The following is a 20,863-nucleotide window of genomic DNA, read 5'->3' on the forward strand; positions in this document are numbered from 1 at the left end:
CCAAATGTAGGAGCCCACTCCGTGGGCGAATCGGCCAGTACCCGGGCCCCGCCGTTTGCCGTTGCGACGTACGTCCAGGCGCGGGACCGGCCTCCGACTTGCTCAGCGCTACCCGCTGAACCAAACTGAAGACTGACCGGACGCACGCCTGATCCCGGGCTGGCAGCCATGCAACCCCTCAGCCGCTACAGGGTGCAGATGCATTATGAACAACACGACCGTTTTCGATGAAACGATCCCTGCCGGCGATATGGCCAGTATCGAGAACATTCATTCGCAGGAGCTTTCGATCAGCCTGATCTGCAGTGACGGATGCCGGGTGGATATCGAGCTGGTACCTGGCCAGGTGCTGGAGTTTTCCGCCGGCGATGGCAACGCCAGGGTGGTGCTGCACCATGGTGATCCTTCCAAACTTCTGATTATCAAACCGGACTCCGCTTCCTGAGGCGCAATATGTCCGGTCAGGCCCAGCATTCGCAGCCCGGGCTTCGGCACCTTGAATGCAGTCATGCCCGCCGGCCAGCGGTTTTCTGCCGGTAAGGAGCCTTAAGATGGAATCGATGCTCGATATCGCACCGGACGTCGCAGCGGCGCTTGCGGCGGACCGGCCCGTGGTGGCGCTGGAGTCCACCATCATCGCCCATGGCATGCGGTATCCGCGCAATGTCGAGACGGCCATCGCTGTCGAGGACGCCGTGAGGGCCGAGGGCGCGGTGCCGGCAACCATCGCCATCCTCGACGGGCGCCTGAAGGTCGGGCTCGAACGGGCGCAGATAGAACGTCTCGGCAATGAAGGGCGCCAGGTGGCGAAGGTCAGCCGTCGCGATATTCCCTTTATTGTCGCGGCCGGCGGAACCGGCGCCACGACTGTCGCGGCGACCATGATCCTGGCCGCGATGGCGGGCGTAAGGATCTTCGCCACCGGCGGTATCGGCGGCGTACACCGGGGCGCCGCGCACAGCTTCGATATCTCCGCCGACCTGCAGGAGCTGGCGCAAACCAACGTCGCCGTGGTCTGCGCCGGCGCCAAGTCGATCCTGGATCTGGGACTGACGCTGGAATACCTCGAAACCCGGGGCGTACCGGTGGTGGGCTACCGCACCGACAGGTTGCCGGCGTTCTACACCCGGGAAAGCGGCTTCGGCGTCGACTATCGCCTCGATTCGCCCGAGCAGATCGCCGCGGCCCTGCGTTTCAAGTGGGCGCTGGATCTGGAGGGTGGGGTGGTGATCGCCAACCCGATCCCCGAAAGCCACGCCATGCCCACTGCGGTGATCGACGCCGCTATCGAGCACGCCCTGCAGGAAGCGGACGAGCAGGGCATTCACGGCAAGGCGACAACGCCGTTTCTGCTGGCGCGCGTCGCCGAGCTGACCGGCGGCGACAGTCTGGAGGCCAATATCCGGCTGGTACTGAACAACGCCCGCCTGGCGGCGCAGATTGCGGTGGCATATGGGAGTGTTGAGTGATGAGTGTTGAGTCAACAGGTCGTAAACGGTGGGCCCTGCGTTATGGATGATCGGGTTCCAGTTTCGCGACTTCTTCGCTTGCTGGTGTGTGAAGAAAATTATTTTGCCGTTATTTTCTGGAGTATCCGAGTTTGCGGTGTATTGGGATGGAGCTGTCTGCATCCAAAGCAGCGGTTCATGCCTGTGAGGGCTGAGCTTTAGATTAGTGTCATATACGAGCATTCCCCGTAGGAACGCGCGTGTCTTTTGCTTTATCTCTAATATTTTTAGGCTGTGCGAGTATGCATAGTAGAAAAATATTACACACTCACAAGGAGTTGGGTTGATGCTAAATACCTTATTAAATCAACTAGTAAAAAATGTTATGGCGCTCCCAGGTTGGATACCTCTCATTTTATTATTCTACGGGGCAGCAAATTATGTTGATATCCAGTTTTTAGAGGATGTGAACACCGAGAAGTTGGTTAAAAATACCATTGCTATTCTTATGGCATTATTTTCTTATCAACTAGGAGATGCGATTGATAAGGCGTTTTATAAGAAATTTGAGAGAGATAGGATAGATGCAATTAAGTCTTTGGTTAGAGATGAGCTAAAGATAAAAGATGGTATATATCGAATTATGAAGGCTTTTGTTGATGCGCAAGATGAATACACTGGCAGCTGCATACAGGTTTATAATGAAAGCGCAAAACTAATTCGCAGTCTTATATTAGTGTTTATTGTATTAGGTGTAATCGCGATATCTAAAAGCCAAATAATGCTTGGCTTCGGCTTGATGTTGTTTGGTGTTTTTTCCTTGTATATTGCCTTTTTTTTAAAGCTGAAGCACAAGATTAAGTTATATGGATTGGTTGGAAAAACTACAAATTCTGAAAAATATAACTCTCAATTGCTCGAAGAGGGCATAAGGTTATTTTTTTGGGAAGGCAATCTAATTGGAAGTGCTATGGATAAGGCATCAACTAAAAATTCAACTCGGACGCTTACTGGCGTGCCGGAAGATTGAAAAGAGGCTGCTTCTGATGGTCAATGGGAAATCCGGGGACGGTATACCAATTTACTGCTCATCGATTTCGGCCTGCCGTAAGCTGACATCGAGTTTGAACGGTGCAGTTCGCTCTGCTCAGTGTCCCCTATGTCTGAATACGGCACCCCGGTCCTGAATCCGGATTTTCGCGGCGGGGCGTTGCTCCTACGCGATACCGGAATTCAACGCTGCGCGTAGGAGCTCGCTCCGCGAGCGAATGCTTGTATCTATGGTGAAACCACCAGGGGTTCGTCACACGGAGCGGTTGCCTGCGAAGGGGCCTGGTGTCTCCGGTTACCAGTGGGAGACGCACCGCGCGACAAGGTTTCTGGCCGCAAGCGAATGGAAGAAAACAAAGCGGACCTATAAGGGTTTTATGGCCCGTTATCCGGTTGAGCTGTTATATGCCGTTCGTTCAGCGGCCGCGCTCGACAATGCCGATTCTGTCGTCCCTATCGGCTCGCAGTGACATTGTCAGTGCGGATGCTTCCTCTTCCGGTATTGAGTTCAGGTACCACAACGGCTTCAGCAGCGCTTCGACCTCTGCGCGCTTGTAGCCTTTTCGCGCCGGCACCCGCACAAGCGGCAGCGCTACCTGAGAGCAGATTCGTTCCAGCAGCTCGTCGCGCTGCTGTCGTTTGCTTTTCTGATGGCTGCTGTCATCCAACTCGATAACGCAAAGCGGCGCCAGGTCGCAGCTGTCGCAGATCACGAAATCGAAGTGCTTGGCACTGATGCGGTTGAAGGCTATTTGCCACAGCCGGCGGTCGCGGCTGGGCTGGGGCTCGATCAGGTCGGCGACGCGGACCTTGCCGAAGAGGCGATAGCGATCGTCGAGGACCATATCGAGCACGCCGGCGAAGGAACGTTCGGCCGGGGTAAATAGCGCGGGCTTGCGCCGATAGGCCGGCTTGGAGGCAGCGTCCGAATCGTTGCCGTTGAGGTGTTTTTTCAGCAACAGCAGAACAACGATTACTGCGATCGCAATCAGCAGGAAAGCATCCATGGTCGATCCCTCGAATCGCCGATTTCTCTGGCATTAGGGCGTCCACTGCCTGAATGACGCGGACAACGCAGTCTGCACCTGGCCATTTTAAAAGGCAATATGTCAGCAACCTGATGTTAGAGCGCTGCTGTTCGCTTGCAATTGCTCCTGCATTGCAGGGCTTACCGCCATCCATGGCGGTTGCTTCGCTCGGTTCAACCTGGGGCTCAGAGCACCTTTCGCCTGTTGGGGCAGGTGCCTGCACGGTTTCCAGTGGCGAATTACGCCAAGCTGTCCCACGCTTAGGAAGTCATGGAAGGGGGCGTTCGTGCAGGGAGTCGCCATTCAATACATCTGGTAGCCCAAAACACCTTACAGGGCGTATGAGCCGCTTTATTTCCTGGTGTTGTATCGGAAAAACAGTTGGCAGCCCGGGTCCTGTCTCATGAAGGAGATTGCCATGAATCCTAAGCTCTTTGCGGGTATGCTGACCGCAGTCCTGCTGCACGTCTTCTCCGGGGTTTCCCTGGCCCAACCGCCTGATGCCGGCAATTTCGTAGCGCACCTCGATGGCGCCAACGAGGTTCCACCGGTCGATACCTTTGCGACCGGCCAGGCCGTCTTCAAGCTCGGCGGCGACGGGACGGTGCTCGATTACAAACTCATCGTCGCCAACATCGACAATGTTGTCGCGGCGCATATTCACCTTGCGTCGGCCGGAATGAATGGGCCGGTCGTGGCCTTTGTGGCCGGGTCCTTTGCCCCGGGTGGCGGCCCCGTGGACGGCATACTCGCCGAAGGCACCATTACGGAGGGCAATCTGATCGGACCACTGGCAGGTCAGGACCTCTCTGTGCTGGTGGCTGCGATGCGCTCCGGCGGTACTTACGTCAATGTCCACACCAATGACGGTGAGGCCCCTGTCAATACCGGGCCGGGCGACTTCGCCAGTGGCGAGGTGCGTGGTCAGATTGCAACGGCGGGGCGTCCTACGCCGCAATAACAACCCGATCGGTCCGGCTTCAGCGCCAATTCTAGCCTGACCGCGTGCGGGAACGCGGCGGGCTTGGCTGGCCCTGGTAAAGAGGGCGAAGCATGATTGACCCGCGTACCGGCAAGGTGCTGACAACGACGTCACCAAAGGCGGCGCAGTCTTACCTCGATGCTCTGGATCTCGTGCTGGGTTCGGAGACCGGCGCAAAAGAGCGTCTCGACGATGCGCTGGAGCAGGATCCCGAATTCGCGATGGCGATGGCGGCGCGCTTTATGCTGGCGAAGGACGCGAACGATCCGGCGTCAGACGACTACAGGTCAAAGGCCCGGACGTTGGCCGTGCAGGCCTCGTCCCGGGAGCAGGCGCATATCGATGTGCTGATCGGCCTGCTGGAAGACCCTTGTGGGAGTTTGCAGTGTACGCAGGCGTATGTCGCCCGCAACCCGGGTGACCTGCTCGTTATATCCCAGCTGTGCGGCTACCTGATTTTCTATGGCGGCCCGCTGAAACTCACCCGGGTGCTGGATATTCTCAAAGCCTCAGAAGCGACACTCGCGGATGACTGGGCCTTCCTGGCGAGGCTCGGGTTTGCGGTGAGCGAGGCGGGCGACCCGGCGCGCGGCAGAACGATTCAGGAAAGGGCGCTCGAGCTGCGCCCTCAGGCCCTCTACACGATCCACGGTTACGCCCATGTTCTGCACGATCTTGGCGTGCCGGAGGAATCGGCCTCGCTGATCGACAACTGGCTTGAGTCGAATCAGGCCTCGGCCCGGGGAGGCAGCCTTTATGGGCATCTGCAGTGGCACCTCGCGCTGGCGGAGTGGCAGTTGGGTCGGCGGGACGAAGCCTGGGAGCGGTATCGGCGTTACAGCGCGCCAGAGACCACGACCTGCGGTCCCGTTCTGACGCTGGCGGACTGTGGCGGTTTTCTGCTGCGTGACTATCTCAGAACCGGCGATACCGCCCCCAGGACATCGGCGGTGACAGACCTGGTGGCCCGGTTCTCGGGCATGCTGGCGCACCCCTTTATCGCGCTGCACGTCGGGGGTATCCATGCGGCGACGGGGGACCTGGCGGAGCTGGACCGCTCTGAATCGCTTATTCGCGAGAGGGACGCGAGCGACGACCGCGATCTGGCGCTGCAACTGGTCGCGGCTATCGGCCATCTGGCCCGGTCGGATTACCGGCAGGCTGCGCATGTCCTGGGCAGGATTACCCCCGCACAGCGTATCGGCGTGGGCGGAAGCCATGTTGAACGCATGCTCATCGATCTGCTGGAGGCAAAGGCGCTGGAGGGCTTGGCCGAATAGCCGGGACGGTTCAACTCTGTATGCGACTGTATCGAGGGTGGGCGATTCTCGCCTCACGCTTTACCCACTCACCCTTCCCGCACAGTTACACTTTGTTACTTTTCCTTGCGTAACTTTACCCAATCGGAACAGCGGGCTTGCTAGATTGCGTACTGACGACGGCCGTGAAGTCGGCACGCGCATAACAATAAAAGGAAACGCATCAAGATGAACACCTTCAAGACCTGCCTCTCGGGCCTGGCCCTGTCCGTGGCCTGCGCCTCCGCTACAGCCGGTGAAGTCGAAGTGCTGCACTGGTGGACCTCCGGTGGCGAAGCTGCCGCAATCAACGTGCTGAAACAGGAAATGGAAGCCGCCGGGCATACCTGGAAGGACTTCGCCGTGGCCGGCGGGGGCGGCGAGTCCGCGATGACGGTGCTCAAATCCCGTGCCATTTCCGGCAATCCGCCATCCGCCGCCCAGATCAAGGGACCCGATATACAGGAGTGGGGCGAGCTCGGTTTCCTGGCGCCGCTTGACGAGGTGGCCGGGGCGGGGCAATGGGATTCGCTGCTGCCGGAGGTGGTCAGCAATGTCATGAAGTACGACGGCCACTACGTGGCGGTGCCGATCAACGTGCACCGCGTCAACTGGCTCTGGGCCAATCCGGCCGCGTTCGAGAAGGCCGGTGTCGAGATCCCGACCACCTGGGAGCAGATGATCGAGGTCGGGTCCAAGCTCAGGGAGGCCGGCTTCGTGCCGTTGGCCCACGGCGGCCAGGCCTGGCAGGACGCGACCCTGTACGAGGCGGTGGCGCTGGCCGAAGGGCCCGAGTTCTACCGCAAGGCGTTCGTCGACCACGACGAGGCCACGCTCAAGGGCGAGACCATGGTCAAGGTGCTCAAGACCTTCAAGCAGATGCGTGAGCTGATCGACGACGATGCCAGCGGTCGCGACTGGAACGTCGCCACCTCTATGGTGATCAACGGCGAGGCCGCGATGCAGGTGATGGGCGACTGGGCCAAGGGCGAATTCACCGCCGCCGGCAAGGTTGCGGGCAGCGATTACGTCTGCGCGCCGGCACCGGGTACCGCCGATATGTTCACCTTCAATATCGACAGCCTGGCGATGTTCCAGCAGAGCGACGACAGCCGCGTCGAAGCGCAGCAGGATCTGGCGCGTCTGGCGATGGAACCGAAGTTCCAGGAAGCCTTCAACCTCAACAAGGGCTCCATCCCGGCCCGCCAGGGCATGGACCGGACGCCGTTCGACAGCTGCGCGCACGCCTCCATGGACGCCTTTACCGCCAGCGCCGAGAAAGGCAGCCTGGTGCCGAGCATGGCCCACGGCATGGCGACCGTCTCCCGCGTGCAGGGCGCCATCTACGACGTCGTTACCAACTTCTTCAACTCCACTGACATGAGCGCCGAAGAGGCAGCCGACAAGCTGGCCCGCGCGGTCAACGCAAGCCTGTAACTGGCGCCGGGCAGGCGCCGCCTGCCCGCAACCCACACCTGGGGTATCCCGCTATGAACAACCCATCTGCTTCGTTGCCCAGCGTCGCGGCGGCGCGGCCGGCTGCGCGCCGCCTGTCGGACCGCTTCGCCGACTGGCTGCCGAAGATCGTGCTGGCACCGACCGTCGTCATCACCCTGGTCGCCGTTTACGGCTACATGATCTGGACGGCGCTGCTGTCGCTGACCAATTCCCGCATCCTGCCGGTGTGGAAGTTCACCGGCACCGGCCAGTACGCCAAGCTGTTCGAGAACGAGCGCTGGGGCGTCGCGGTCGAAAACCTGATCATCTTCGGCGTGCTCTTCATCCTGGTCTGCCTGGTCATCGGCGTGCTGCTGGCGATTCTGCTGGACCAGAAGATCCGCGCCGAGGGCGCGCTGCGCACCATCTACCTCTACCCGATGGCGATCTCCTTCATCGTTACCGGTACCGCCTGGAAGTGGCTGCTGAACCCCGGCCTCGGACTCGAGAAAACGCTGCACGACTGGGGCTTCGAGAGCTTCAGCTTCGACTGGCTGGTGAACCCCGACATGGTCGTTTACTGCCTGGTGATCGCCGCGGTCTGGCAGTCGTCCGGTTTCGTCATGGCGATGTTCCTCGCCGGGCTGCGGGGCATCGACCCGGACATGGTCAAGGCGGCCCAGCTGGACGGCGCCTCGATGCCGAAGATCTACCGCCGCATCGTGTTGCCGAGCCTGAAGCCGGTGTTCTTCAGCGCCTTCGTGATTCTGTCCCATATCGCCATCAAGAGCTTCGACCTGGTGATGGCGCTGACCGGCGGCGGCCCCGGCTACGCCTCGGATCTGCCGGCGACCTTCATGTACCAGCATGCCTTCACCCGCGGCCAGATGGGCCTCGGCGCGGCGAGCGCCATCGTCATGCTCGGTGGGGTGCTGGCGATCCTGGTTCCCTACCTTTACTCGGAGCTGCGGGGTAAGAAACATGGTTAAGTCGCAACAGACATTCGGCCAGCAGCTGCTGCGCTACGGTCTCTATGCCATTCTCGGGGTCGCGGCGCTGGTGTACCTGATGCCGCTCTGGGTGATGCTGCTGACCTCACTCAAGGACATCGAGGAAATCCGCAGCGGCACCCTGTTCTCGCTGCCCGGCAGCCTCAACTTCGACGCCTGGTCCAAGGCCTGGAGCGGGGCCTGCACCGGCAGCACCTGCGAAGGCATCGCGCCCTTTTTCGGCAACTCCTTCAAGATCGTGATCCCGGCGGTGGCGATCTCGACGCTGATCGGCGCCCTCAATGGCTACGTGCTGTCGATGTGGCGTTTTCGCGGCAGCGAGCTGCTGTTCGGCGCCATGCTGGTGGGCTGCTTCATTCCGTTCCAGGTGATCCTGCTGCCGATGGCGCGGATGCTGGCGACCTTTGGCCTCGCCAACACCACCACCGGGCTGGTCGCGGTGCACATCACCTACGGCATCGCCTTCACCACGCTGTTCTTCCGCAACTTCTACGTTGGCCTGCCGAAGGAGCTGATCGCGGCGGCGCGGCTCGACGGCGCGGGGTTCTTCTTTATCTTCCGCCGCATCGTGCTGCCGCTGTCGACGCCGATCATCGTGGTCTGCGTGATCTGGCAGTTCACCCAGATCTGGAACGACTTCCTGTTCGGCGTGGTGTTCTCCGGCGGCGATACCCAGCCGGTGACGGTGGCGCTGAACAACCTGGTCAACACCAGCTTCGGCGGCAAGGAATACAACGTCGACATGGCCGCGGCGCTGATGGCGGCGCTGCCGACCCTGGTGGTCTACGTGCTGGCGGGCAAATACTTTGTGCGCGGGCTTACTGCCGGCGCCGTCAAAGGCTGAAGAATAATAAGAGGTTCACGAAAATGGCTAACCTGACTATCGACAACGTCATCAAGACCTACGGCCAGACCGAGGTGCTCAAAGGCATCAATATCGCCATCGAGAAGGGCGAGTTCCTGATCCTGGTCGGCCCGTCCGGCTGCGGCAAGTCGACGCTGATGAACAGCATCGCAGGGCTCGAAGACGTCACTGGCGGCCGTATCCTGATCGGCGACACCGACGTGACCCAGGCCGCGCCCAAGGATCGCGACATCGCCATGGTGTTCCAGTCCTACGCGCTGTACCCCAACATGTCGGTGCGCGAGAACATCGCCTTCGGTCTCGAGATCCGCAAGGTGCCGAAACCGGAGCGCGAGGCCGAAGTGCAGCGCGTCGCCTCGCTGCTGCAGATCGAGCACCTGCTCGACCGCAAGCCGGGCCAGCTCTCCGGCGGCCAGCGCCAGCGCGTCGCCATGGGCCGGGCGCTGGCGCGCCGGCCCAAGCTCTACCTGTTCGACGAACCCCTGTCGAACCTCGACGCCAAGCTGCGCGTCGAGATGCGCACCGAGATCAAGAAGCTGCACCAGCGCCTGGGCACCACCATCGTTTACGTCACCCACGACCAGATCGAGGCGATGACCCTGGCCGACCGCATCGCGGTGATGCGCGCCGGCGAGCTGCTGCAGCTCGGCAGCCCGCAGGAGATCTACGACGATCCGGCCAACCAGTTCGTCGCCGGCTTCATGGGTTCGCCGGCGATGAACTTCGTGCCGTGCCGGCTGGTGGCGGGCGACGCGGGGCTCGGCGTCGAAATCACGGACGGCAACGGCAACCCGGCCTGGCTGCCGGTGCCCAATCCGGAGCGGCTTTCGGGTCATGCCGGCCAGGAGGTGGTGCTCGGCATACGGCCGGAGATGATCACCGATCCGGTGCCGCACAAGGCCGAGGACCCGCTGGTACGTCAGGTGCCGATGAAGGTGCTGGTGACCGAACCTACCGGCGCCGACACCATGCTGGTGACCGAGATCAACGGTGTCGAGCTCAACTGCCGCATCAACCCGGGCTACAGCACCCCGGTCGGCGAAACGGTGCCGCTGATGTTCGATATGAGCAAGGCCGTGTTCTTCGACCCGAACAGCGAGGCGCGCATCGACCGCGCCTGAATCCTGGGCGCTCCTGCGACGGGCGGTGCCATACCGCTTATTGTGGGCCGCGGCCAGCGACGACCATGCCAGCTGCGGTACAGAAGACGTTCGCTCGCGGAGCCAACTCCCCCTAAAAGCCGGGCCCCGCAAGACCTGTAGGAGCCCACTCCGTGGGCGAAGCTGTTCGGTATCGTGGGTAATCGCTCGCGGAGCGAGCTCCTACAAAAGCCGGGCCGCGCAAGACCTGTAGCCGCGCCCCGCGGCGAATGCTTTTCCGGCGTGGATGGCAGTGGGTGTGCGGCCCTGATAGATGGCGGTTTTCTGGGCGATCGTACTGGCGGAGCCAGGCCTGAGCACTGGCAAACGGGGCGCCTTTGTACAAAACTTATCCTGCTGGGCAAGGGTGTAGAAAAGGCCTTTCAGCACCTGGCCAGGAGCGGGTAATAAGGAGTTAGAAACAAGAAAGGCGTCAGCGATATGCTTGATTATGGTGAAGCCTGTCCAATTTCCATGGCAACGTCCGTTCTATGTGAAAAATGGACTTTGCAAATAATCAGAGAGCTGTTTTTTGGTTCTACCCGTTATTCCGAGATTCAGAAGTATATTCCCAATATCTCGCCATCGCTGTTACGAAATCGTCTGCGCTTCCTCGAAGAAAAGGGAATAATTTTTCGTAAGCCCGGCGCCACTGCAGGCCGCCACGAGTACCATCTCACGCCTGCGGGTAAGGCACTTGCGCCGGTGCTCAATGAGCTTGGGCGCTGGGGGATGTGCCATGCCAGCGAGGGTATGACGGATCAACCCAATGCCGCACCCAGTCTGATCAGAGATATCACCGGCGGTATCAACGCCGATGAGCTGCCAGCCGGCGATACGGTGATCCAGCTGCACCTCACCGATGTCACGCCTGAAGCCAAGTATCACATTTACGTGCGCGACAACGTCGCGACAGAGTGCCCGTTGGATCTGGGCTTCGATGTCGATGTGTACATTACGGCATCGACCAAAGCGCTGACCCGGGTCTGGTATGGCGAAATCGACATCTATGATGCGATCGACAATGGATCGGTGAAAGTGGTTGCCCATCCTGTCTATATAAAGTCGCTGAAGCGCTGGTTCGGTATCAGCTCCTTTACCACAGATAACCCTCAGCCTTTTCATTCCTGAGATACTGCAAGTCTGAAGTGGCTGCTACAGATTCTGTCATGGAACCGGACTCATTGTTGCAGCTTCTCGACAGGCCACCAGCATGCCTTCAAAGCTGCGCCTCGATTCCGGCTCGCGCTGAAAGCCAGAGACTCATTGGGGCTTATTCGCAGGTTCCCTTACCAACACCACGGTTGGAGCGGCGTATGACAACGCCGATCACCAGAACGATTGGTACCAGCATGGCGACACCCAGTAACTTGACGAAGGTGCTCAGGTCACTTACCCCGGTCGATACGCTGTATCCGGCACCGACGAGCTGGGTCACATCATGGATGGTACCGCCCGGAAACAACCCTGCTTGAGAGAATGAACAGGCCGAGCCTAATCCCGGCCAGAATGCAGCCGACGGTCAGAAAGCCCGCCGGTGAGAATGCGGGCAGTGCGAGCAGCAGCTGGGAGTCGTTGCCGCCCATGGCCAGCGCTGCGCCGACGCCCATCAGGGTACCTGCCAGCAGGTGCAGTAGCAGCGGGCCGGCGGTGGTCGAGCGCAGTTGCAGCTTGTTCAGCCGGCGGGCGCCGAGGGACATGCCAACAAGCAGGGCGAGCACCAGCGCATAGCGGGGCAGTGCGGGCGGCGGATGGCCGTCGCTGTCCAGAACTGCCGCTATCTGTTCCTGCATCAGGCTGCCGGGCGGCCAGGCCGGCTCGTAGAGGAAGAGCAAACCGGACAGCAGACCGATCCCCATCATGCCAAACCAGAGTTTTTGTCGCGACCGGTCACCCCGCAGTGCCCTGATGGCGAGCCCGCAGGACGCTATGAACAGGATCGCTAAGTGCAGGCTGTCGGGTCCGGGCAGCGCCCTCACGTCCAGTTCCGGTTGCCACCAGGTCAGGGAGAACCAGCCGACAATCCAGCCCAGTGGAGTCGACAGCATCCTCAGTTCTCCGCTGGCCAGCCGGCTGAGGGTCGAGATGCTGCAACCCTGATTGAAGGCGGTTCCCAGCCCGAACATCAAGCCGCCGATCGCAAACCCGGGACCGGGTTCGAACACCAGGAAGGGAATCGTGGCGCCGACGTAGGGCGCAATAGACGCGACCACCCAGGCCAGCACGCCGCAACAGAGAATCGATATCAGCACTTCGGGGCGGCCCTGGGACCATTCCCTGACACCGCGAACCAGGCACAGGCCGGTAATCTGCGTCAGATACCCCAGAACCGCAACCAGCAGAAGGGCGCTCAGAAACAACATGGCGAAATCTCCAGGGTGGAAAGAACGGTATGCACAAGATCAAAGGTTTCTTGGGACATCATGATCCGGCTCCTTCCGGTACTGCCGGGTGCAAATGGCGAGGTATCGAGGACGGGATCGAGTCGAACTGTGGGATCAGCACGCCTCCGGCCAGATAGCGGGACAGCAGAGACTGCAGGTCGAATGTCCCGTCGAGCATCAGCGCCTGGTCGACGGCCTCGCCGAGGGGCTCACCCCGGCATAGCGAAGCCAGCAAGCGCCCGGCCGGGGCTTGCAAGGCCCACAGCTGAACTGTCCATTGCGGGCGCAGTACCAGTACCGTCTCGCCACCGCGGTCCAGGTCGATGGTCGTCGGTTCGTCGCCCCCGGCCTGGTTGCTCTGCCAGATGCGGTAGACGGGAAAATCGGACATCAGCAGGCGGCAGGCCGCTCCCAGATGGAATCGCAGGCCGGCCAGATCCTCCGCGGGCATCTGACTCAGCGCGTCGAGATCTACGGTGGCATCGTCGGGGGCATGGAACACCTCATGGCAGGCCCACTCCAGACGAGCGATGTCGGCGAGGTAGGGCAGGCCTGCCGCTGGCTGGAAGCCGGCAACGAAGGCCGCCATCCGGTCACCGAACTGTGTCAGGTCGCCGCAGGTGGGGGGATGGTTGCGCAGGTACCGGTCGATCAGGTAGCGGAAAAAGTCCTCGCCCACCAGGCGTTGCATGACCGGGTAAACGGCTTCCAGCGCCTCGGTCAGGGAAATCCTGAAGTTGTTGCGGTACACCTGCAGCAGCCGGACTGCGGGCAGGCGTCCATCGGGAATCAGCCCCTGCAGGTGCTTGAGGTCGCTGCCCCAAAGGTCTTCGGCAAAGGCTCGTTGCAGTCGGTTAAGAGCGCTCATCGGCAGGTCTCCCGGCGCCCTGTCGAGGCGCGGTTCAGGCAGTTACGGGCAAGTCGCGCCTGGTCGACAAGATCCGGCAGGGGCGGCAGCTCGGCATCCCATTCGATCAGGGTCGGTTTGGGCCCAAGCCACGTCAGGGTACGGCGGTACAGGGACCAGACCTGATCACAGACCGGCGAGGCGTGGTCGTCGATCAGCAGCTCACCGTCGTCGAACTGTTTTCGGCTGTGGCCGGCCAGGTGGATCTCGCCGACACGGCTGGCAGGGATGGATTTCAGATAGGTTTCGGCATCGAAACCCTGATTGAAGGCGGACACGAAGATATTGTTGATGTCCAGCAGAATGCCGGCGCCGGTCCGTTCGGCGACTGCAGCCAGAAACTCCCATTCCGGGATGGTCGAATGACGATAGCTCAGGTAGCTGGACGGATTCTCGATCAGCAGGCGCCACCCCAGGATTTCCTGGGCCTGATCGACCCGCCGGCAGAAATGGTCCAGTGCTTCTTCGGTGTAGGGCAGCGGCAGCAGGTCGTTGAAGTGGATGCCCGACACTGCACCCCAGCTAAGGTGCTCCGATACCAGTCCCGGTTGTACCCGGTCGATCAGCTGCCGCAACAGGCGAAGATGCGGCTGGCTGATCGGGTCGGTAGAACCCAGTGACAGGCCCACGCCGTGCAGGCTCACCGGATAGTGCTCCCGGGCCTGCATCAGATAGTGGAGCGGAACCCCACCGTTGCCGAAGAAATTCTCGGAGTGGACTTCAAGCCAGCCAATGGCGGGACGCGTCTGCAGCAGAGCCTCGATATGGGGACTGCGCAGACCTATCCCGGCATCGACCGGAATAGCGCCGTTGTCGGCTGGCGCAGGCTTGACAGGTATCAGAGGGTTCATCGGCAATCTCCTGAAGATATCGGAGCGGTTGGGGCGATCCGGAACAGCATCGCCCCAGCGTGCTCAGTGGAGCGACATCAGTGACGTGCCTTCCGTCGCTTCGGCGCCAGGTAAAGTGCGATCAGCGCATCCAGAGACAGCGCCCCCGGTCCGTAGAACAACGGCACCAGCAGCATCAATCCCCAGTACTGATGATCCTTGAGACCGATCTCGTTCAGCTCGGGATAGGAGATCACGGCCACGATATTGAACAGGAACAGCGCCAGGGCGCTGAAGCGGGTAGCCAGGCCCAGGGCCAGCAATGCCGGCATCAGCAGTTCCACGCCGGTACCGAGATAGGCCGCCAGTTCCGGTGGCAGCAAGGGGACGCTGTATTCGTAGTTGAACAGATAGAGGGTGGCATCCCAGCTGGCGATCTTGGTGAGACCGGCCTGCCAGAAAATGGCCGCAATCCAGAGTCGGAACAGCAAGCTCACAGCGGGACTGAGCCGATCGAGTCCGTGGCTGCTCCAGCGGATACCGCCTGCGATTCGGCTGAGCAATGACGGGCCGGCCACGACGGGCACGGCGGTGTCGGAGTGTATGGGGTTCATGCGGGCAACCTCCGTGCGTGGTGACCGGAGCCGGTCCGGACCACCACCCATGGTTTGCAATTAATCCGAAAAACGAGGGATAGACGGACCTGCCTTCGGTCCGTCCAGAGGTCACTTGGCGGTCAGCGACCCGCCGGCGATCTTGCTGCAGGTGCCTTTGGGAACGGCGATAAAGGCGTCGGTCTGGCGATCCTGCTTGGTCGTCCCGGCGCAGGAGCTGGTGGCGGTCTGGCAGTCATTCTTGCCCTTGGCGGCGACCCCGTAGCATTTCTCGAATTCGGGATCGTCGGCCTGGGCGGTGTTAACAGTGACCAGACCCGCGGTGGAAAGGGCGAGTACGGCAGCGGTAATCAGTTGGGTGGAGACTTTCATGTTCAATTTCCTCAGCTAACGGTTTGGTATATGGCGAAGGCGTAGGAGCCTGTCGGGCTTAGCCGGTCGTAGCGAGGGGAAGTTCGTTCTGAGTCAGTTTTTGAGCTCTTTTGCGACAAATAGTGGTTCTATTTAACAAAGAAGAGCTTATAAAAATGGCCAGAATCGGCTTTTCCGCAGTAGATCAGTGTTAAGTCCGACAGGCTCCTAGGGCCTCGTCGCCATGGAACACAGTCTGAAGAAATCGGACAGGCGCCAACATTCGCAATGACACCAGTTATACCTGCGGAAAACCGTAGTACGGCAGGTAGATTACCGGATTATTCGCGAGACCCGGGAGGGGTACTTTATAGGTGAGCGAGTTCGTTTAGTCCCTGAACCGCGCAACGTCTGTATCGGGATGCTTGAGGAGGTCCATCATGCGAGTCACGTATCAAGAGTCCGTCACCACAGGTCTCAGCCGTGCCGCGCTGCGACAGGAAAATATCCGCTTCGAAGGCACCGACGGCATCAGCCAGAATAACCGCTCATGCGGATTTCGTCCGGCTTTCCTGGATACATTGAGTGGTCGCACCTATTTATCCCGTTTTGCCAGCGGAGTCCCCGCCCCCCTGCATCTGCTGGAGGGGTTGCCTGCGGAACTGGTGGTCAGCGGCGAGGGGCAGGCGCTGCGTATTCGCGCGACCGTGATTTCCGGCTTCGTGCTCGACGGGCGTTTCTATACCCGGGATCAGGCCGTCGCCTATGCGCTTGGGGGCGATTGAGTGACTTATACTGAAAGCGACCGGACCCACAGGCGCCAAAGCCTTAACCGCCGCATCCGCGTCAGCGGACCGGGGCCCGGCATCGGGAGCTGATGACAGCTCGAGCAAACGGGGAAACGTCATCATGTCGGACGCTGTGCCTGCCTTCAGCAAAGCCGTTCTTCACTTCGACGACAGGGCAAAGCTGATCTACTTCAGTCCGGAACTGCCGCTAACGCTCGGCTATGACACGACGACGTTCAGCCTGATGCGCCTGACCGGGCTGATACCCGAATTGACGCCCGAATGCATCGCCACGGTCTGGCGACAAACGACGGTCGAAGGCAGCGCCCGGCTGCAAGGCCGGCTCGTGGCGAGGGAAGGGGGACAGATTCCGGTCGATATCCGCTTCGGCCGAATTCAGGTCGACGGACAAATCCAGCTCTGCGCCTGCCTGCAACCGATGGTCGCGAGCAGCGAAGCGGAAAGGCTGTTGCAACTGGTCGTCCGCACCACCGCCAGAAGCACCGGGAGCGAATTCTTCCGCATACTCGCGCGTTCGGTCGCCGAAGTACTCAACGTGAACGGCGCGCTGATCACCGAGTGCCTGGATTTTCCAACCACCCGGGTACGCACCCTGGCCTACTGGACCGAACGCGCCTTTAGCGGCGATATCGAATACGACCTGGTGAATACGCCCTGCGACAAGGTGATCAAGGAAGGCCGTGTCTGTTTTTACGCCAACCGGATGTCGGAGCGCTATCCCGAGGACGTAGGCGTCGAGAGTTACCTGGGGCTGCCGATCTTCGATGCCGACCATCGCCAGGTGATTGGTCATATGGCATTCTTCGACTCGCAGTAAATGCCGGCCAGTTTCTATCACAAGGCGGTATTCGACGTTTTCTGCGATCGTGCCAGCGCCGAGCTGCAACGGATGCAGGCGCTGCGCAACCTCCAGCAGCAGGAACGGAAATATCGTCTGCTGGTGGAGAACCAGCAGGAACTGGTTGCACAGCTGGACCGGGACGGCCGGTTCCAGTTCGTCAGTCCCTCGCTGTGCGAGTTTTTTCAGCGAGACGAGGCGTCTCTGCTGACGGATTCCTTCCATGACCTGATCGAGCGCGCCGGTCAGAGACCTGTCCGTGCCTGCTGGAAATCACTCGATTCGCCACCGCACTGGGCCGAGTTCGAGCACCGGGTTCAGACCGCGCGGGGTGCTCGCTGGCTTTCCTGGTCGCTGAAAGCAACGGTGATGCAAGGTGTCTTGCAGACGGTAGTGGCCGTGGGGCGTGACGTGACGCAGCGCCGTGAGGCGGAGGAAAAGGCCCACCGAACACTGCAGGAGCTGGCCCACCTCTCGCGAGTCAGTTCGATGGGCGAGATGGCGTCCGCCTTTGCACATGAAATCAACCAGCCGCTCTGCGCCATTCTCACCTACGCGCAGGCGAGTCTCCGTCTGCTCGGTAACAGCACGCACGAAAGCAGCGAGATTCGTCATGCGATGGAACGCGTTGCCGCCAACGCGGAACTGGCCGGCAATATCATTCAGCAGATGCGTAATTTCCTGCGCAAGGGAGAGCCGGAGCTGACGGCGACCGATATCCAGGCCTTGCTGCAGGATTCGATAACGCTGGCCCGCGTGGAGCTGCGTGACGACGACATCGAGATTCAGCTGCAGAGCGAACAGCCTCTGCCGCGGGTTCGCATCAATGCCACCCAGATCGAACAGGTTATTCTGAACTTCCTCCGCAATGCCCGGGACGCCATGAAAGCCGCCGGTCGGGCAGGCCAGATCAGCATCATGGCGCAGCGCAGTGCGCCGGGAGAACTTAAGGTCAGCGTGCTGGATCAGGGGCCCGGTATCGATCCGCAACTGCAAAGCCGGATGTTCGAACCGTTCGTCACCAGTAAATCCGCGGGCATTGGGATCGGCCTCTCCATCTGTAAATCGATCATCGAGGCCCATGGCGGACGTGTCAGCGGATTCAACCATCCCGAGGGCGGCGCCTGCTTTCAGCTGACGCTGCCATTAACCGAATAGCGAGGAGGCTGGTCGTGACGCAGGATCAGGCGCGGGTGTTCGTGATCGATGACGAGCCGGATGTGCGCGAAGCAATGTCAATGCTGATTCGCTCTGTCGGGCTGCAGGTCGAGACCTACGGCAACGCACTCGAGTTCCTTAACCACTACCAACTGGCGTGGCCCGGCTGCATAGTGGCGGATATTCGCATGCCGGGGATGAGCGGCCTGGAACTGCAGGAAAAGCTCAACGCCATGGGGGCGACCATTCCGCTGATATTCATTTCCGGCCACGCCGACGTGCCGACTGCGGTCAGGGCGATACAGGATGGGGCGATGGATCTGCTGGAAAAGCCCTTCCGTGACCAGCTTCTGCTCGACAAGGTACAGAGCGCGATCCGGCGAGACCAGGAGCGGCGCACGGAAGCCGAAGCCCTGGCGCAGTTGCATCGACTCTACGACAGCCTGACGCCGCGGGAAAAGCAGGTCATGGCGGAAGTGGTGTCGGGCAAGATGAACAAGGTTATCGCCAGCGACCTCCACCTCAGTACCCGCACCGTGGAATTGCATCGCGCGAACCTGATGGAAAAATTGCAGGTGCACTCGGTGGCGGAACTGGTGCGACTGGCGCAGGCACTGGAGGATAACGGATGATCGATTACCGTTGCTATTGAAACCGGTAGAACCCTACCTTTACAACAACGACTTACGCCGTCCTCTGATCAGTGGCAAATACGTTTCTCTTTCATACCGAAGTGCCACGCGTTTATCGTCGGAACGGCGCAGCTCGCTTCGTTCAGGGCGCCTGCCATTGGTATCAGGGGCCGCTGCTGCCCCCGCTGTCCGTTTTGACACCGGCCGTTGCACGTCTATGCTGAAAACCACAAAGACAATAAGGTCAATACGGAGGCGCCCGCAATGGCTGCCATACCGCCCGGCGCAGACGGCTCGGCCGTTTCCTATCCGGTTATCCATAAGTCTCTCTCTGCCGGCAGCACCGCACCCAACCTGATCGACTACGAGGCGGCCTGCGCGGATTTTTCCTGGCAGAGCATCCGCGCGGAACTCGACGGACTCCCCGGCGGTGCGGGGATCAATATTGCCCACGAAGCGGTGGACCGCCATGTCGGAAAGGGGCGTGGCGACAAGGTTGCGCTGCGCTGGCTGGGCAAGTCGGGCGAGTGCCGGGAGTTCAGTTTCGAGGCGCTGCGGCGCCAGACCAATCGTTTCGCCAACCTGCTGCAAAGCCTTGGGGTCGTTCAGGGCGATCGGGTGTTCGTGCTCTGCACCCGGATTCCCGAGCTCTATATCGCGGCGCTGGGCACGCTGAAACACCGTGCGGTTTTCTGCCCGCTGTTTTCGGCCTTCGGTCCGGAACCCGTCGCCGAGCGTGTCAACGCAGGTGAGGGTCGGGTGCTGGTGACCACGCGCCGGCTCTACGAGAAAAAGATCGCGCCGTACCGGGAGTCGATGCCCGGTCTCGAGTTCGTTCTGCTGGTGGACGAGGCGGGCGACAGTATCGATCTGCCCGGCACCCTGGACCTGGGGACTTTGCTGAGCGAGGCCGGCGAGGAATACGTCATCGGGCCCACCGACCCCGAGGATATGGCGCTGCTGCATTTTACCAGCGGCACCACCGGCAAACCCAAGGGCGCGGTCCATGTGCATCAGGCGGTGATGATGCATTACATGACCGGCAAGTACGCGCTGGACCTGCACGAGGACGATATCTTCTGGTGTACGGCCGATCCCGGCTGGGTCACCGGTACCTCCTACGGCATCATCGCGCCGCTTTTGCATGGCGTGACCATGCTGGTGGATGAGCCGGACTTCGACGGGCCGCGCTGGTACGGCATCCTGCAGGAGCAGAAGGTCACGGTGTGGTATACCGCCCCCACCGCAATCCGCATGCTGATGAAGCTCGGCACCGAGCTGGCGCAGCAGTACCGGTATCCCCGTCTGCGCTTCGTCGCCAGCGTCGGCGAACCGCTCAATCCCGAGGCGGTGGTCTGGGGGCAGGGCGCGCTGGGGTTGCCGATCCACGACAACTGGTGGCAGACCGAAACCGGCGGCATCATGATCGCCAATCTGCCGGCGCTGGATATCCGGCCAGGCTCCATGGGGCGTCCGTTGCCGGGCGTCACCGCCACCATCGTTCGACGTCTGGAAGGCGGGGGCGTCGAGCCGATCACCGAACCGGACGCGGAGGGCGAACTCGCGCTCAGGCCGGGCTGGCCCTCCATGTTTCGCGGTTACCTGCATAATGAAGAGCGTTATAACCGCTGTTTCGTCGACGGCTGGTATCTGACCGAGGACCTGGCAAAACGCGATGCCGATGGTTACTTTTGGTTCGTCGGCCGCGCCGATGACGTGATCAAGTCGGCGGGGCATCTGATCGGCCCCTTCGAGGTCGAAAGCGCCTTGATCGAACATCCTGCGGTGGCCGAAGCCGGGGTGATCGGTGTGCCGGAGCCGACGCTGGGGCAGATGGTCAAGGCTTTCGTCAGCCTCAATCCGGGCTACGAAGCCAGCGAGGCGCTCAGGCGCGAACTGCTGGGGCATGCGCGCAAGCGCCTGGGGGCTGCGGTGGCGCCGAAGGAGATCGCCTTCGAAGCGAAGCTGCCGAAGACACGCAGCGGCAAGATCATGCGTCGCCTCTTGAAAGCGCGGGAGACCGGCGAGACGCTGCGCGATACCTCGACACTGGAAAACTGAGCCGCCACCATCCTACGGAGAG

At 61.0% G+C, this 20,863-nt stretch carries 22 protein-coding genes; 15 read left to right on the plus strand and 7 right to left on the minus strand.

Features of this window, described 5'->3' with window-relative positions:
• Nucleotides 1-205 precede the first annotated feature (205 nt).
• From IEX85_RS17395 to IEX85_RS17405, 3 genes are all read left to right on the plus strand, one after another.
• Entirely contained in the window at nt 206-445 is a 240-nt protein-coding gene (locus IEX85_RS17395; protein ID WP_188861889.1) for a hypothetical protein, read from the plus strand.
• A 106-nt stretch (nt 446-551) separates the two neighbouring features.
• Nucleotides 552-1,469: a pseudouridine-5'-phosphate glycosidase gene (locus tag IEX85_RS17400; protein ID WP_188861890.1), complete on the plus strand. Its 918-nt coding sequence runs from the start codon at nt 552-554 to the stop codon at nt 1,467-1,469.
• A 325-nt stretch (nt 1,470-1,794) separates the two neighbouring features.
• The gene (locus tag IEX85_RS17405) at nt 1,795-2,478 is read left to right on the plus strand and encodes a hypothetical protein (RefSeq protein WP_188861891.1); all 684 of its coding nucleotides are present in this window, start codon (nt 1,795-1,797) and stop codon (nt 2,476-2,478) included.
• Between the two features lie 436 nt (nt 2,479-2,914).
• On the opposite strand, the gene IEX85_RS17410 is transcribed toward IEX85_RS17405, so the two are convergent.
• Complete coding sequence (locus tag IEX85_RS17410) at nt 2,915-3,505, minus strand: DUF2726 domain-containing protein (RefSeq protein WP_188861892.1); 591 nt, start codon at nt 3,503-3,505, stop codon at nt 2,915-2,917.
• A 439-nt stretch (nt 3,506-3,944) separates the two neighbouring features.
• Here IEX85_RS17410 and IEX85_RS17415 point away from each other — a divergent pair, with 439 nt between their 5' ends.
• From IEX85_RS17415 to IEX85_RS17445, 7 genes are all read left to right on the plus strand, one after another.
• Entirely contained in the window at nt 3,945-4,487 is a 543-nt protein-coding gene (locus IEX85_RS17415; RefSeq protein WP_188861893.1) for a CHRD domain-containing protein, read from the plus strand.
• Nucleotides 4,488-4,579: 92 nt separating this feature from the next.
• A complete protein-coding gene (locus IEX85_RS17420; protein WP_229721984.1) occupies nt 4,580-5,788 on the plus strand; it encodes a tetratricopeptide repeat protein in 1,209 nt (402 codons plus the stop codon).
• A gap of 207 nt (nt 5,789-5,995) precedes the next feature.
• On the plus strand, nt 5,996-7,243 hold the full coding sequence (locus IEX85_RS17425; protein WP_188861894.1) for an ABC transporter substrate-binding protein: 1,248 nt from the start codon (nt 5,996-5,998) through the stop codon (nt 7,241-7,243).
• A 53-nt stretch (nt 7,244-7,296) separates the two neighbouring features.
• Nucleotides 7,297-8,232, plus strand: a complete 936-nt coding sequence (locus tag IEX85_RS17430) for a carbohydrate ABC transporter permease (protein WP_188861895.1) — start codon at nt 7,297-7,299, stop codon at nt 8,230-8,232.
• On the plus strand, nt 8,225-9,097 hold the full coding sequence (locus IEX85_RS17435; RefSeq protein WP_188861896.1) for a carbohydrate ABC transporter permease: 873 nt from the start codon (nt 8,225-8,227) through the stop codon (nt 9,095-9,097). The genes IEX85_RS17430 and IEX85_RS17435 overlap by 8 nt, the downstream gene beginning before the upstream one ends.
• Before the next feature lie 23 nt (nt 9,098-9,120).
• Nucleotides 9,121-10,239: an ABC transporter ATP-binding protein gene (locus tag IEX85_RS17440; protein WP_188861897.1), complete on the plus strand. Its 1,119-nt coding sequence runs from the start codon at nt 9,121-9,123 to the stop codon at nt 10,237-10,239.
• Between the two features lie 459 nt (nt 10,240-10,698).
• Nucleotides 10,699-11,388, plus strand: coding sequence for a winged helix-turn-helix transcriptional regulator (locus tag IEX85_RS17445; RefSeq protein WP_188861898.1), 690 nt, complete (start codon nt 10,699-10,701; stop codon nt 11,386-11,388).
• A 142-nt stretch (nt 11,389-11,530) separates the two neighbouring features.
• Here IEX85_RS17445 and IEX85_RS17450 read toward each other — a convergent pair whose 3' ends face one another.
• From IEX85_RS17450 to IEX85_RS17475, 6 genes are all read right to left on the minus strand, one after another.
• Entirely contained in the window at nt 11,531-11,695 is a 165-nt protein-coding gene (locus IEX85_RS17450; protein ID WP_229721985.1) for a hypothetical protein, read from the minus strand.
• A gap of 1 nt (nt 11,696) precedes the next feature.
• Nucleotides 11,697-12,620, minus strand: a complete 924-nt coding sequence (locus IEX85_RS17455; protein ID WP_188861899.1) for a YeeE/YedE thiosulfate transporter family protein — start codon at nt 12,618-12,620, stop codon at nt 11,697-11,699.
• A gap of 58 nt (nt 12,621-12,678) precedes the next feature.
• The gene (locus IEX85_RS17460; RefSeq protein ID WP_188861900.1) at nt 12,679-13,509 is read right to left on the minus strand and encodes an HvfC/BufC N-terminal domain-containing protein; all 831 of its coding nucleotides are present in this window, start codon (nt 13,507-13,509) and stop codon (nt 12,679-12,681) included.
• Nucleotides 13,506-14,399: an MNIO family bufferin maturase gene (gene bufB, locus IEX85_RS17465; RefSeq protein ID WP_188861901.1), complete on the minus strand. Its 894-nt coding sequence runs from the start codon at nt 14,397-14,399 to the stop codon at nt 13,506-13,508. The genes IEX85_RS17460 and bufB overlap by 4 nt, the downstream gene beginning before the upstream one ends.
• Before the next feature lie 77 nt (nt 14,400-14,476).
• Entirely contained in the window at nt 14,477-14,992 is a 516-nt protein-coding gene (locus IEX85_RS17470; RefSeq protein WP_188861902.1) for a DoxX family protein, read from the minus strand.
• A 111-nt stretch (nt 14,993-15,103) separates the two neighbouring features.
• A complete protein-coding gene (locus IEX85_RS17475) occupies nt 15,104-15,364 on the minus strand; it encodes a BufA1 family periplasmic bufferin-type metallophore (RefSeq protein WP_188861903.1) in 261 nt (86 codons plus the stop codon).
• A 419-nt stretch (nt 15,365-15,783) separates the two neighbouring features.
• Between IEX85_RS17475 and IEX85_RS17480 the strand changes: the two genes are divergently transcribed.
• The 5 genes from IEX85_RS17480 (at nt 15,784) to acsA (ending at nt 20,841) form a co-directional block, all read left to right on the plus strand.
• Nucleotides 15,784-16,128: a hypothetical protein gene (locus IEX85_RS17480; protein ID WP_188861904.1), complete on the plus strand. Its 345-nt coding sequence runs from the start codon at nt 15,784-15,786 to the stop codon at nt 16,126-16,128.
• 124 nt (nt 16,129-16,252) lie between these two features.
• On the plus strand, nt 16,253-16,969 hold the full coding sequence (locus IEX85_RS17485; protein ID WP_188861905.1) for a GAF domain-containing protein: 717 nt from the start codon (nt 16,253-16,255) through the stop codon (nt 16,967-16,969).
• Nucleotides 16,970-18,148, plus strand: coding sequence for a sensor histidine kinase (locus tag IEX85_RS17490; protein WP_188861906.1), 1,179 nt, complete (start codon nt 16,970-16,972; stop codon nt 18,146-18,148).
• A 14-nt stretch (nt 18,149-18,162) separates the two neighbouring features.
• Nucleotides 18,163-18,780 (plus strand): response regulator transcription factor, encoded by a 618-nt coding sequence (locus IEX85_RS17495; protein ID WP_229721986.1) that lies wholly within the window; start codon nt 18,163-18,165, stop codon nt 18,778-18,780.
• Nucleotides 18,781-19,044: 264 nt separating this feature from the next.
• Nucleotides 19,045-20,841 carry an acetate--CoA ligase gene (gene acsA, locus IEX85_RS17500; protein WP_188861907.1) on the plus strand — a complete coding sequence of 599 codons (1,797 nt, stop codon included), beginning with the start codon at nt 19,045-19,047 and terminating at the stop codon, nt 20,839-20,841.
• The last annotated feature ends 22 nt before the right edge of the window (nt 20,842-20,863 follow it).

The sequence above is a fragment of the Marinobacterium nitratireducens genome (assembly GCF_014645375.1).
Taxonomy (GTDB): domain Bacteria; phylum Pseudomonadota; class Gammaproteobacteria; order Pseudomonadales; family Balneatricaceae; genus Marinobacterium_A; species Marinobacterium_A nitratireducens.

What these genes read in the sequence shown, in the direction of transcription:
- IEX85_RS17485 (WP_188861905.1), top strand. Translation starts at nt 16,253, where the DNA reads ATGTCGGACGCTGTGCCTGCCTTCAGCAAAGCCGTTCTTCACTTCGAC.
- bufB (WP_188861901.1), bottom strand. Translation starts at nt 14,399, where the DNA reads ATGAACCCTCTGATACCTGTCAAGCCTGCGCCAGCCGACAACGGCGCT.
- IEX85_RS17470 (WP_188861902.1), bottom strand. Translation starts at nt 14,992, where the DNA reads ATGAACCCCATACACTCCGACACCGCCGTGCCCGTCGTGGCCGGCCCG.
- IEX85_RS17395 (WP_188861889.1), top strand. Translation starts at nt 206, where the DNA reads ATGAACAACACGACCGTTTTCGATGAAACGATCCCTGCCGGCGATATG.
- IEX85_RS17455 (WP_188861899.1), bottom strand. Translation starts at nt 12,620, where the DNA reads ATGTTGTTTCTGAGCGCCCTTCTGCTGGTTGCGGTTCTGGGGTATCTG.
- IEX85_RS17415 (WP_188861893.1), top strand. Translation starts at nt 3,945, where the DNA reads ATGAATCCTAAGCTCTTTGCGGGTATGCTGACCGCAGTCCTGCTGCAC.
- IEX85_RS17445 (WP_188861898.1), top strand. Translation starts at nt 10,699, where the DNA reads ATGCTTGATTATGGTGAAGCCTGTCCAATTTCCATGGCAACGTCCGTT.
- IEX85_RS17430 (WP_188861895.1), top strand. Translation starts at nt 7,297, where the DNA reads ATGAACAACCCATCTGCTTCGTTGCCCAGCGTCGCGGCGGCGCGGCCG.
- IEX85_RS17440 (WP_188861897.1), top strand. Translation starts at nt 9,121, where the DNA reads ATGGCTAACCTGACTATCGACAACGTCATCAAGACCTACGGCCAGACC.
- IEX85_RS17425 (WP_188861894.1), top strand. Translation starts at nt 5,996, where the DNA reads ATGAACACCTTCAAGACCTGCCTCTCGGGCCTGGCCCTGTCCGTGGCC.
- IEX85_RS17475 (WP_188861903.1), bottom strand. Translation starts at nt 15,364, where the DNA reads ATGAAAGTCTCCACCCAACTGATTACCGCTGCCGTACTCGCCCTTTCC.
- IEX85_RS17480 (WP_188861904.1), top strand. Translation starts at nt 15,784, where the DNA reads ATGCGAGTCACGTATCAAGAGTCCGTCACCACAGGTCTCAGCCGTGCC.
- IEX85_RS17490 (WP_188861906.1), top strand. Translation starts at nt 16,970, where the DNA reads ATGCCGGCCAGTTTCTATCACAAGGCGGTATTCGACGTTTTCTGCGAT.
- IEX85_RS17435 (WP_188861896.1), top strand. Translation starts at nt 8,225, where the DNA reads ATGGTTAAGTCGCAACAGACATTCGGCCAGCAGCTGCTGCGCTACGGT.
- IEX85_RS17405 (WP_188861891.1), top strand. Translation starts at nt 1,795, where the DNA reads ATGCTAAATACCTTATTAAATCAACTAGTAAAAAATGTTATGGCGCTC.
- acsA (WP_188861907.1), top strand. Translation starts at nt 19,045, where the DNA reads ATGGCTGCCATACCGCCCGGCGCAGACGGCTCGGCCGTTTCCTATCCG.
- IEX85_RS17460 (WP_188861900.1), bottom strand. Translation starts at nt 13,509, where the DNA reads ATGAGCGCTCTTAACCGACTGCAACGAGCCTTTGCCGAAGACCTTTGG.
- IEX85_RS17410 (WP_188861892.1), bottom strand. Translation starts at nt 3,505, where the DNA reads ATGGATGCTTTCCTGCTGATTGCGATCGCAGTAATCGTTGTTCTGCTG.
- IEX85_RS17400 (WP_188861890.1), top strand. Translation starts at nt 552, where the DNA reads ATGGAATCGATGCTCGATATCGCACCGGACGTCGCAGCGGCGCTTGCG.
- IEX85_RS17420 (WP_229721984.1), top strand. Translation starts at nt 4,580, where the DNA reads ATGATTGACCCGCGTACCGGCAAGGTGCTGACAACGACGTCACCAAAG.